This window comes from Paludisphaera borealis, assembly GCF_001956985.1.
GTDB classification, from domain to species: Bacteria; Planctomycetota; Planctomycetia; order Isosphaerales; family Isosphaeraceae; genus Paludisphaera; species Paludisphaera borealis.
Genome location: NZ_CP019082.1, coordinates 3,330,405 through 3,341,833 on the forward strand (window position 1 = coordinate 3,330,405; position 11,429 = coordinate 3,341,833).

Annotated in this window: 10 protein-coding genes; 2 read left to right on the forward strand and 8 right to left on the reverse strand. The window is 65.9% G+C overall.

Translation table 11 applies throughout. From position 1 onward, the window contains the following. Positions 1 to 44: 44 nt before the first annotated feature. The 6 genes from BSF38_RS12870 to BSF38_RS12895 all read right to left on the reverse strand — a co-directional run bounded on the left by BSF38_RS12870 (position 45) and on the right by BSF38_RS12895 (position 6,453). Positions 45 to 1,028 carry a ComEC/Rec2 family competence protein gene (locus BSF38_RS12870; protein ID WP_076346178.1) on the reverse strand — a complete coding sequence of 328 codons (984 nt, stop codon included), beginning with the start codon at positions 1,026 to 1,028 and terminating at the stop codon, positions 45 to 47. After that, positions 1,025 to 1,270: a DUF3006 domain-containing protein gene (locus BSF38_RS12875; protein ID WP_099091975.1), complete on the reverse strand. Its 246-nt coding sequence runs from the start codon at positions 1,268 to 1,270 to the stop codon at positions 1,025 to 1,027. Before BSF38_RS12875 ends, BSF38_RS12870 begins: the two co-directional genes overlap by 4 nt. Before the next feature lie 26 nt (positions 1,271 to 1,296). After that, positions 1,297 to 2,046 carry a hypothetical protein gene (locus BSF38_RS12880; RefSeq protein WP_145952104.1) on the reverse strand — a complete coding sequence of 250 codons (750 nt, stop codon included), beginning with the start codon at positions 2,044 to 2,046 and terminating at the stop codon, positions 1,297 to 1,299. Between the two features lie 226 nt (positions 2,047 to 2,272). Continuing rightward, the gene (locus BSF38_RS12885) at positions 2,273 to 3,904 is read right to left on the reverse strand and encodes a TolC family protein (RefSeq protein ID WP_076346184.1); all 1,632 of its coding nucleotides are present in this window, start codon (positions 3,902 to 3,904) and stop codon (positions 2,273 to 2,275) included. A 352-nt stretch (positions 3,905 to 4,256) separates the two neighbouring features. Beyond that, entirely contained in the window at positions 4,257 to 5,177 is a 921-nt protein-coding gene (locus BSF38_RS12890; RefSeq protein WP_076346186.1) for an NAD-dependent epimerase/dehydratase family protein, read from the reverse strand. A 145-nt stretch (positions 5,178 to 5,322) separates the two neighbouring features. Then, positions 5,323 to 6,453, reverse strand: a complete 1,131-nt coding sequence (locus BSF38_RS12895) for a glycoside hydrolase family 88 protein (protein ID WP_076346188.1) — start codon at positions 6,451 to 6,453, stop codon at positions 5,323 to 5,325. A 252-nt stretch (positions 6,454 to 6,705) separates the two neighbouring features. Here BSF38_RS12895 and BSF38_RS12900 point away from each other — a divergent pair, with 252 nt between their 5' ends. After that, positions 6,706 to 7,380, forward strand: a complete 675-nt coding sequence (locus BSF38_RS12900) for a nucleoside deaminase (protein ID WP_210405716.1) — start codon at positions 6,706 to 6,708, stop codon at positions 7,378 to 7,380. A gap of 114 nt (positions 7,381 to 7,494) precedes the next feature. Here the strand turns inward: BSF38_RS12900 and BSF38_RS12905 are convergent, their stop codons facing one another. Together BSF38_RS12905 and BSF38_RS12910 are read right to left on the reverse strand one after the other, a co-directional pair. Then, the gene (locus BSF38_RS12905) at positions 7,495 to 8,994 is read right to left on the reverse strand and encodes a flavin monoamine oxidase family protein (protein WP_076346190.1); all 1,500 of its coding nucleotides are present in this window, start codon (positions 8,992 to 8,994) and stop codon (positions 7,495 to 7,497) included. 133 nt (positions 8,995 to 9,127) lie between these two features. Then, positions 9,128 to 10,669: a carbohydrate porin gene (locus BSF38_RS12910; protein ID WP_237170865.1), complete on the reverse strand. Its 1,542-nt coding sequence runs from the start codon at positions 10,667 to 10,669 to the stop codon at positions 9,128 to 9,130. A 392-nt stretch (positions 10,670 to 11,061) separates the two neighbouring features. Between BSF38_RS12910 and BSF38_RS12915 the strand changes: the two genes are divergently transcribed. Beyond that, positions 11,062 to 11,355 carry an EsaB/YukD family protein gene (locus BSF38_RS12915; protein ID WP_076346192.1) on the forward strand — a complete coding sequence of 98 codons (294 nt, stop codon included), beginning with the start codon at positions 11,062 to 11,064 and terminating at the stop codon, positions 11,353 to 11,355. Positions 11,356 to 11,429 lie beyond the last annotated feature (74 nt).

Sequence of the window (11,429 nt, forward strand, 5' to 3'; positions counted from 1 at the left end):
ATGGACCCCGCACCACTCGCTTCGCTGGAATCAGCGAGGCGGGCTCAGCGCGTCCGGGAAGGCGTCCGCGACGGCCGTCGGGTTGGTCCGTCGTCCCGGGTCGCGGCCACGGCGGCGTCGTCGCGCGGGGCGCGACGGCGGGCCAGGGGGGAGGAGACGACGTTCCAGGTCTCGCCGTTGCTGACCAGGGTGATCGTCCCCTGCTGATCGGTCCGCAACAGCGGCACTTTGTACTTGCGCAAGAGCGCGATCGTCTCAGAGTGGGGATGCCCGTAGCTGTTCCCTTTGGCGAGGCTGGCGACGGCGAGGTCGGGCTGGACGAGTTCGAGCCAACGGGCATCGGTGCCGTTGCGGCTGCCGTGGTGTGCCAGCTTGAGGATCGAGCAATCGCCGACCAGCTCCGGACAATGAGCCAACCACCATCGCCGCTCGTCGGTCTCACTGTCGCCGGTCAACAGCATCGCGAAGCCGCCATACTGAACGCGGAGGCCGATCGAGTTCTCGTTCTCTTCTTTCGTGTTCTCGGGCGGCTGAGGGAGAATCGTGAGCGTCACCGAGCCGAGTTCGATCTTCCTCGGCTTGGCGGTCGGCTGCACGGCGGTGATCCCTTCGTCCTTCACGACCTGGAGCACCTTGAGGTAGCTCTTGGTCGTGTGCGACGAGCCCGTGGCTACGAAGTACTTGGGCTTGAAGTCGCGGAGGATCGGCTCCATGCCGCCGTAGTGGTCGCTGTGGTGGTGCGAGACCACGACCAGATCGATCGCCGTGATCCCCTTGCTCTTGAGCAGCTTCGCGGCGGCGTCGCGCGAGGGGCCGGCGTCGACCAGGGCCGTCTTGCCCTCGGGCGACCGGATCAGGATCGAGTCGCCCTGGCCGACGTCGAGGATTTCGATCGTCACCATCGGGCGCGACGGCGACGACCCGGAACGGCCGGTGAACCACTGGGCGTCGGCCGGTGCGGCGAACCACGAGACGGCGAACACGAAGGCGGCGACCACCCGTAGGCGGCGGGAGAGTTTGGCGGTCACAATTTGATGTCTCCGCCGGGGTCGGTCGCCTTGAGTTCGTCCTGAACCTTGCGCGTGTCGTCGGCCAGCTTCTTGGTGGCGGCCTCGTCACGTTTGAGGGTCATCGTGAGCACGTCGCCGGCCTTCGCGCCCGGCGGCAAGAGCGCCTTGGGGACGTTGATCGTCGCGCCGTCGTCGGCGACGAGGACGGCGATCGACTTGTCGTCGCCCTCGAACCGATCAACCGATAAGTGGATGGCCACGTCCGGCCTCCTTGGTTTGAAGCGGCTCATTTGATGATGATCGGTCGCTCGGCGACGTCGACGGCCGGACGGTCCGAGCCCCTCCGCGCGACAGTCGGCCGGTCGGCGGCATCGCCGGTGCGCTGGCTGTCGAAGACGATCCGGTTGAGCGTCGACTGATCCGCCGACCGGCTCGACACGACGGCCAGGACATGCGGTCCCGAGGCCAGCGGGAAGGTGTCGGGCTCGGGAAGCGCCATCTTGAAAGTCTTGGGGCTGAAGAAGCCGGCCTTGCGATCCCACGCCGCGACGACGATCTGATCGCCGGACCGCCACTCGATCTCGAAGGGGCGTTTGTTCCAGTCGACCGACAGGTCGTCGCGGCCGACCACTGCGAGGTTCTCGCCGAACGACTTGCTCTCCCAGACGAGGACGCTCTTCCCCTCGGCGTCGATCTTGCGGACCTCGGCCTGGATGTCGACCGTCTTGCCGGCGGTGAACTGCTTGGGGTCGAGCCTGAGTTCCGTGATCCGGACCTTGTAGACGCCGGGCCGCTTGGGGTCTCGCGTCAGCACCTGGGAAACCGCCGTCGCCAGCCGTTCCTTGATCTCGCTCCCATCGCCCTGACCGATCTCATCGACGGACTTGCCCAGCACCGCTTCGGTCAGCGCCTGAAGCTGGGGGTAGTCCTTGAAGAACCAGCCGCCGATCCCCGCGCTTCCTCCGGTCATCACCATGACGATGAAATACACGAGGCGACGGAACAACGGCTGTTGCTTTTTCGATTGTCTGGTCACGTGAGAAGGGCCCCCATCCCTGGCTGTAGTGTTCAACCGGCCGTCCTGGGCGGTCGAAGTCGACTTGTCCGAGAGTCCTCAACGAAGCGGCCGACGGAAAGGCTCCGGCGCCGCGCTCCAGGTCGCAAGACGTGATATGCGGAAGCGGAGGAACGCCGCTCTTTTAGCAGGATGGCGACGAGGGTCAAGTCGAGTTCCGGTCGGGCGGACGCGGCGACGCGGCTGGTCAGGGAAGGATGCGGAGACCCACGGCGGTGTTGAGCTTCAGCATGTTCCGCCGCTGTCGGGTCAGGGTGTCGCGATAGAAGCGAACCAGCGAAGTCGTCTCGCGTTCGACCTTCAGGAAGTCTTCGGGGTGGATTTCTCCCGAATTGAGCCGGCGCTGGGCGCGGTCCCGCTTGCGACGAATGGCCGGAAGGGTCGCCTTCTCGAACCGCTCAAGATCGCCGAGCGAATGCTCGAGGTCCTTGTACGCATGGCGGACCTCGCCGACGGCGCGGTCCTCGGCGACGTCCGCCTCAATCTGACTCTGGATCACGTTGATCTCGGCCCGACGCACATTCCCCTGATTGCGGTTGAACAGCGGCACCGAGACGAAGACCCCCGCGCCCCAGGTGTTCACGCTCCGCTCCTGCGATTGCGACCGGTCGAGGTAGTTCATCGGGGAGTAGAGGAAGTAGGCGTCCGACAGCCGCTCGGATTTCTCCTGGGACCATTCGGCTCGGGCACGGTCGACCCCGATTCGGTGCGCGACCACATCCGGTCGGCGCTCCTTCGCCATCGCGATCAACTCGTCGAGCGGCGGCGGCTTGGGGCTGGGGACGAGAATCTTGCCGCGCAGTTCCAGCGACTCCGCCTCCTCAGGCGCCAGTTCCAAGAGGTCTGCAAGTTGTTGCCGCGCCTTGCCGTACCGCTCGTACGTGTCTTCGACGGCCATCTCGGTGACGTCGCGTTCGACGGTCAGATCGTCGAGTTCCTCGCGTTCCTTCTCGGTCGGCGAAGCGACGGCGGCGTGGGCCTTGAGCAACTCGTCGATGAGCCGGAGGCTGTCCTCGGCGGCCCGGATCGCCTGACGGGCGACCAGGGCGTCCACGTAGGCGGTGTAAAGGCCGTCGATGGCGACGCGAACGGCGTCCTGGTACTGGGCGCGCAACACGCATTGCTCTTTCTTCGCCAGCTCGACTCTCCGTCGACGCTTGCCCGTGTAGTCGATCGGCAAGACGAGGCTGATCCCGTGTTCGACTTCGCCCGACCGGGCCGGCGAGTACGAGCCGTACGCGATGTCGTCCGTTCCGTAGAACACCAAAGGGTTCTCGCGAAGCCCCGCGGTCAGGATGTCGGCCTCGGCCTGGGGGAGTTCCAGGGCCTTGACCCGGAGGTCGCGATTGACGTCGATGAGCCGCCGGATCGAGGCGTCAAGCGTCAGGCCGTCGGGCGGTCCTTCCTCATCATAGGCCGCCAGGTCTTCCTCCGAGTTGTGCGACGGCCCGCGACGAAGGGGAAGTGGCAGCCGCTCGATGCTCGGCGCGACGCCCTGCTCGTAACGGCCCGGCTCCTGGGGAGGGGGGCTGAACGCCGACGTGCTCGTTCGCAGCCGGGCCAGCCTCGGCAACACGGCGCGGCGGGGCGGGGCGCCGCCCAGATTGATGTCCGTCGACCCCGGCTTGCGGCGGTAGGGGCTCTCGGCTGTCCCCAGCGACCGCCCCAGGCTCGAATGGTGTCGCTTCTCGGTCTCATTCTTCGCCTGAGCGGCGGCGATGATGTCGTCAGAGAGCGAGACCTGAGCCCTGGCGACTTCCGCCCGGCACCCCGCCGCGCATGCGACGACGATCGCGAGCCAAACGCTTCGTCCGCTCATGCGTAGGACCTCCTGTCCCTTCCACCGCCGCGATCATCCGGCCAAGCGACGCGCGAGAGCTTCCCGCCCCCTGTTCCGCTTGTTCTGTTTATCGGAGTTCGGCGTGCGCCGGGTCTCCCGAACTCGGTCCGCCGACCGGCCGAAGCCGGCCAATCGCTTTGTTCGTTAATCTCAACGCAATCGACGTATGGTTCCCCGAACGACCCGTCCTCGATCCATCCTGACACGCGAGAGAGCGAATGCCGCGGAAGTTTACCGGCCGTTTCATTTTTCGTGAGATTCATCATCCCGGTTCGGGCAGCGACTTGAAATCGCTACCCGGCCGGGAGAAACGCGGCGATGTTTCGCGGCTTCAGACCGTCTCGTCGACGGGTTCGGGGTGGTTCTTCGAGGCGAAGGCGTCGTCCTCGGGGAGGTAGCCGAGGACTTCGGCGGCGTCGGAGAGGTCCCAGGGGGTTCCGTGGTTCCGCGAAACGCCGTTAACGACCAGGAACAGCCGGTCCTCAATCTCGGCTTCGACGGCGGCGTCGAAGAGACGGACGAGGTCGCCGTTGGAGAGCCACATTTTGCGGCTCCAGTCGTCCTCAAGCGTCTCGGGACGGTTCGCGCCCTCCTGGATATAGCCCAGGCGGAGGCCGATGAACGTCACGTCGAACGCGTGGGCGAGGCTCTGGCCGAACCGTTCGCCGACGTACTTCAAGATTCCGTACGGGCCCGAGGGCTTCGGCGGCAGGTCGACTCCGATCAGCTCGGGCTCGTCGTCGCGGCACCCCGACATCACATGGTTGGAGCTGGCGTAGACGATCCGCTCGATCCCCGCGAGGGCCGACGCGTTGAAGACGTTGGCCAGCGCGTCGACGTTCGGTCCCGCCAGGTCTTCGAGCGAGGCGGTCGAGTCGGGGTTGGCCGCCAGGTGGACCACCGTGTCGACGCCGTGGAAATGGGTGATCCAGTCCTCGTCGAAGACGCTCAGGTCGACCTTGAAGACGTCCGGGTCGTCCTCGCCGGGCTCGACGTCCAGGAGGATCAGGTCGTAGACGTCGGCCCACGCGGCGCGCAGCTTGCGGCCGAGGTTGCCGCAGGCGCCGGTGATCAGCACCGTGCGCGGCTCGTCGTCGCCGTCGAGACCGTCCATCTCGTCGTCCGAATCGAACTCGCCGTCGTCTTCCAGGAAATCGTCGTCCGGGTCGATGATCGGCAGGCCGCCGTTGAGCGGGGGGGGGAACGGAATGGTCTCGTCGCCCAGGTTGTCGTTCGTCGAGTCGGGCCGCATGATCCAGATCCTTTCGGCACGGGGGTCCAGGCGCGGATCGGAGACAGCGCGAGGCCGGGACGAAAACCGTATCTTACCATGCCTTAAGAGATATTGCACCTAGGCGACGACCAAACGACCGAAACGGCGGCCCTCAGCTCCTTCGTCAGACTCCCCGCAGCACCTTGTCGACCGCTTCCAGAAAGAAGAAATCGCCCCACATGACCGACTCGTCGACGCCGAGCCGCTTGTGGAAGTGGTAGACCCCGTGGCGGACGACGCCCTCCCAGCCCGGCGTGTTCGAGGCCAGGTAGGCGTCGGAGCAAAGACTGTCGAGGATGGTGATTGCGGCGTTTCGGTAGCGGTCGGCGGCGGCCGGGTCGGCGGGCTCGCAGGCGCGGGCGAGGTCCCAGAGGCCCGACGCGGCGATCGCGCCCGCCGAGCTGTCGTCGATCCTGTCGGGGCCGTCGGGAACGTCGAAGTCCCAGGGGGGGACCAGACTCTCGGGGCATCGAGCGAGATAATAGTCGGCGTTCCGTCTGGCGATCGCCAGGTCGGCCGGATCGCCGGTGTAGGAATAGACAGTCGTGAAGCCATAAAGCGACCAGGCCAACCCCCGCGTCCAGGCCGAATCGGCCCGCAAGCCCTGGTGAGTCGTCTGGCGGAGGAACGCGCCGGTGCCGAGGTCGAAGATCCCCTCGTGCGCCGTCGAACCGTCGGGCCGCACGAGCGTCCGCTCCGTCGTCCGGCAATGAGCGTCGGCGACTTCCCGAAGGCCCGCGTCGCCGGTCTCGCGCGCGGCGTAGTAGATGATCGGCACGTTCATCATGATGTCGATGAACAGGCTCTCTGGCGCGACGAACGAGCGGAGATACCGCCCCTTGGGGTTGAACCGCAGGGCCAGCGTACGCCCCGCCTGGATCAGCACCTGGCGCAGCCGCTCGTCGCCGGTCAGGCGATACCAGGGCAGATAGGTGTTCAGGAAGATGAACCCCAGGTCGTGGACGTCGCGGTCGATCTGGCGATGTTCCAGCAGCTTCGCGTAATGCTCGGCCTGAGCGCGCCACCAGGATTCGCCGGTCCGCTCGGCCAGAATCCACATCATCCCGGCGTGGAACCCGCCGCACCAGTCGGTCCACAGCTCGCCCTGGTGAAACCAACGACCGTCGACCGTGTAGATCGGGAAGTAGTCGGGCCGCCGCTCGATCGTCGCGCGCACCTGCTGCGCGGCGAATTCGACGGCGGCTTCGAGACGGGGCTTCAGAGACTCCAGTTCGACGACTCGCGATCCAGTCACGGCGTGATCCTCAAAAAGCGAGAAGACTAAGACCCGTTCATGTTCTACGGTTCCGGAGGATGAGGCGTCGGCCCGAAGGTTCATCGTACCAGGGGGTACGGAAGGACGCACCGGATTCGCCGCTCGGTTTGGAAACCACCGCAACGCATGACTGCAATCCACGGCGAACTCGACCACGATCTGCACTTCGCCGAACAAATTCGTCCGATTCCGTCGACCGTTTCCACTCCACTACTCGTTTGAGGACGCACCATGAAGGCAGCACGTTTCGGTCTCAACGCCCGCGCGGGGCGGATCACACTCGGCGTATTCCTGTTCGGCGCCCTGATCGTCGGGGGGTTCCTGGTCTTCCAGGCCGTCCCGTCCAAGACGGTCATGGCGTTCGTGCAGGTGGCCAGCGAGAAAAAGAAGATCACCGCCGAGGAGATCTACGCTCGCTACCCGAAGGCGAAGCACGAAGAGTTCATGAAGCGGGCGATCGCCAATTCCCGCAAGGCCGGCGTCGAGTACAAGACGGGCGGCGCCTTCGGAGCCGTGATCGTCGACAAGGACGGCAAGGTCATCGCCGACGGCATGAACCACGTCGTCGCTCAGAACGACCCCACCTGGCACGCCGAGATGCACGCGATCCGTCAGGCCTGCGCCTTGCTGAAGTCGCCGAAGCTCGAAGGCTGCGTCCTCTACACGTCGGCGGAACCCTGTCCGATGTGCCTGGCGACGGTCTACTGGGCGGGCCTCGACGGCGTCTTCTTCGGCGCGGTCGTCGCCGACTCGAAGAAGTACGGCAACTTCGACGACGATTTCATCTACGAGCAGTTCGCCAAGCCCACGAAGGACCGCGCGATCTCCGAGCAAATGTTCATGCGGCCCGAGGCCGTCGAAGTCTGGAAGGAATACTACAACCGCAAGGACAAGGTCGACTACTGACGGCCGACGACGACGGCGGGTGATTGAGCCTCGCCCCTTGATTGAACAAAAATAAACCGTCCCTCGCGAGCAACGGCTCGTGCGGGACGGTCGTTCGTTTCTCGGCTCTCGGCTTCAGCCCAGCTCGACGTCGACCTCGCGCCCCACCTGTTCGCCCGCGTGAATGGCGCCTTCGAGGTAGCCCACCCAGTCTTTGGCCAGGTCGGACGACGCCCACCAGACGCGCCCGAAGCGGGGCATCCGCTCGCCGCCGAACGCGGGCCCCAGCGTGCTCCACAAGCCGGGGCTGAGGTGGCAGCCGTGCCCGCATCGGATGAACGTCTCGGCCGGCCAGTTCATCTCGAAATAGTCGATCGGCGCGAGGGCCGGTTCGCCGTAGACCCGCGACCACGTCGCAAGGATGGCGGCCTTCCGCAGTTCGGGAGCCAGACGGCTCCATTTCGTCGCCTGGTCCGCGCTGATGAAGCCTAACAGCACGCCCGGCGAACCGCCCCTCGGCGTGTTGTCGAAGGTGAAGGCTTGAGGACCTTCGAACGCGATCCCGTTTCCCGACCAGCCCAGCTCGCGCCAGAAGGGCCGATCGTAGACCGCCTGCACCTTGACCGTCATCCCGGCCTGCAAGCCGTCGAACGCGCGGTAGAGGTCGGAGGGCAGGGGCGGGTCGAACCGCACCGTGTTGGTCAATTGAGGAGGAAGGCAGACCACCGCCGCGCGGGCCCGGAACGAGCCCTGGGCCGTGTCGACCGAGACGGTCCGATCGTCCTGCGTGACGCTCCGCACGGCGCGGCCGACGCGGACGTCATCCCCGAGGAGCTTGGCGAGCCGCTCGCCCAGCAGTCCCGTGCCGCCGTCGACGCGATCGGCCTGCGGGCCGCCCAACGCCCATCCCGGGAGGCCGTGGCTGGTTTTCAAGAACCAGAGCATCTGAAGGAACGAGATCTCGGACGGCTCGACCGAGAAGGCCTGGTTCGTCATGAGCGTGAGGAACCGGAGGGCCGCGCTGGTCTTGAGTCGGTCGCCGAGCCACGACTCGAACATCAGACCGTCCCACTCCTGGGCCTTGGGATGGGTCCAGGGCGTGGCCGCCGAAACCGCGGGGTACAACTCGGACAGCGCCTGCACCGTCGTCTCGATCTCGGTGCGAACCTCGGGCGGCTGCCCCAGCGCGTCCACGAGGCACTGGCCGGGCGAGGTGCGGTAACGAGCGGTGCGGCCCTCAAAGTCGAGGAACCAATCCCCCTCGTTCCACGAGGCGTACATCTCCAGGCCCATCTCGCGGGCGAGGTCGTGGACGCGAGTCTGGTCCGGGACGATGTACTGCCCGCCCAGCTCGACGCGGCGGCCTCCCGCCAAGATCCGGTCCCGCGTCCTCCCTCCTGTTCGATCGTTGGCTTCGAGGACGACCACCTTCCGACCGCGCAATCTCAAGTGTCGAGCGGCCGAGAGCCCCGCATAGCCTCCGCCGAGGATCAACACGTCGACGAGATCGCCACCGGCCTCAGCCGCCGGTTGCGCCGAGGCGGCCCCGGATGCGCTCTCAAGGCCCGAGGCCAGCCCGGCGGCTCCCACAATCCCCGCGACTCCGAGGAAATCTCGACGGCTCGACGGCACCATGTCTCGTGCTCCTGATCGAATTCGGCCAGACTTCGGAATATTGATCTTCATTCGTTTCAAAGGCAACGACGATCGGCTCAATACCTCGCGGCATGTCGCGGCGAGACGACGACAGCCGCCGATTGGGGTTCTTTTAGAACAAGGCGATGATCCGGAAGCTGATTGCGAGGGCGTTGGGCAACGTCGCGTTCTGGCCGGGGGTGGGGATGTCGGTCAGAGCCGTCTGGGCGAACACGCCGTTCACCAGCTTCATCTGGTAGTACGCCTGGAACATGAGCTGGCTGGGACTGAGTTGGAGCGGCCCCGTCGCGTCCGGGAAGAAGAGATTTCCGGCATGGTCGCCCCGGTTGAGCCACGTCCACGCCATGCCGCAGCCGAACGAGTCGGCTGGCCGGCCGGGAACCAGGCCGAAGGCCGTGAAGCCGCCGCCGAAGTACTGGCGAGCGAGCAGGGCGTTGGAGTTGTTGGCCCCGAACTGGTAGAAGCCGCTGACGCCGCTGCTGTCGACGCCCGGATGGCGGAACCACAACCGCTGGCTGCCGAACAGATAGACGCCGTTCGCGCCATTGTCCTGAATGGGTTTGCCATTCGCCCCGAGGTCGTACGTGTCGAGCTTTCCGGTCTGTCCCCAGACGCCGACCCCGATATTGCCGGGCTTCTCCTGCGGGCCGAGCCGATACGCGTAGCCCACCTCGCCGATGTGGAAGTAGTAGCCGTTGAACCGCGGGCCTTCCAGGCCGGTCTGGCGATGATTGGCGAGGTTGCCGTCATAGAAGCCGTAGTTCATGTAAAGCGACTTCGTCGGCGCGAACGTCGTCGTGATCCCGGTGGCCGAGTTGTAATAGCCGGGGATCACGCCGAGCATCGTCGGGTTGACGAAGACCGGCGTGAAGATCAAGCCCGTGACGGCCGGGATCGCGGCCGAGGGGTCGCTGACGGGCACCGGCCTGACCACGTTGTTGAAGTCGAAGGTCGGCACCGACTTGCCGATCCGGAAGACCAGCTTGCCGTCGAAAAGCTCCTGCCGATACCAGAGTTGGTAGAGTTCCTGCCGCGTGAGCGGCGGCGTCACTTCGAGCGAGTCGAAGCCCGGGAAGGCGCCGGCCAGGCTGTTGGTCTTCTGTCCGGTGAATTGGAGGAACTCGGTTCCGAACGAACCGCCTTTCACGCCCAACAGCTTCTCGGCGTCGAGGTTGATGTCGAAGATCGTCAGGCTGTTGAGCCCCCAGTGCCCGGGGTCGCGACCGCCGGACAGCACGCCGCTGGCGTCGCCGACCCAGAGCCCGCCGAACCGGATTCCCGAGTCTTCTTCGAGCCCCAGCCACCGCCCGAGCGCCCCGGTGCCGGCGATGATGTTGACGGCCGCCGGGTTCGCGCTGACGGGCTGGCTCCCTCTCGGCGGTCCCGCGTCGGCGCCCGGCCCGGCCGCCGGCGCTCCTTCTGCGTCCGTCGGTTCATCCGCCGACACCCTCCGGAACCATCGGCTGAACAGCCCCCGAGACAGGAAGCCGACGCGGGGTCGAGGGGCGCTGGGTAATGGGCTCACGGCGGCCGGCGCCACGGCTTCGCCTTCCGAGACGGCCGAAGCGAGGTCGGGCGGGGCGTCGGGCGCTTGCGCGGCCGCGATTCGGCAGGTCAGAACCATGGCGATCGCAATGACCCAGGGTATCCGCATCCAGTCGTCCTGACGTCTTGGGAGGAATGCACGAATCTCGAAAAATTCGGCGCGGCCTTCGCGCGGACCCACCCACGTTGAATTGATCCGTTTCAATCTATGGCGAAGATCGACTGCATGGATTCACGGCTTGAGCCGGATTCGGCGATCGCCCGAATTGTCCGGCCGGACGTCGCCGAGCCGATCCGTATGTTCATTCGAAGCCACGAGGGGGAGTGAGAGTCGGAAAGTGCTTTCCGCCCGTGGTGGTCAAATGTTATCTTCAGTGATTGATGGTCGCGAGCGGGGGGATTCCCCGCACGCGGCGGACGCCTGAAGACGCGATTCCGGGGGTTCCGGACCCAATATTGGCGGGCGACGGCCGAAAGGCATGTCGAGGAGGTATCCTGACCATGTCATACGGCGGAAATGCCGATCCCACGGGCACGCAGGTCACGTTTCTGGACCAGACCGGGGCCAAATCGGTCAAGGCGGTCATCGCATTCAGCGTGCCTGTAAGCCGGATCATCCCGAACATCATCACCAAGATGAACTTGCCGGCGACCAGCCCCGACGGCCAGCCGATGAGCTACGCCCTCGACCATAAAGAGGGAGGTAGACGGCTGCTGGAGACCTGGACGCTCGTTGAAGCCGGCATCCACGACGGCGACCATCTGATCGTCTATCCCGAGGTGGTCGCCGGCTAGCGGTCCGGCGTCGCCTCCTCGCAACGAAGGCCCGATCCGACTCCCTAACGCGAGAGGACGCGCCGCCGATCGGC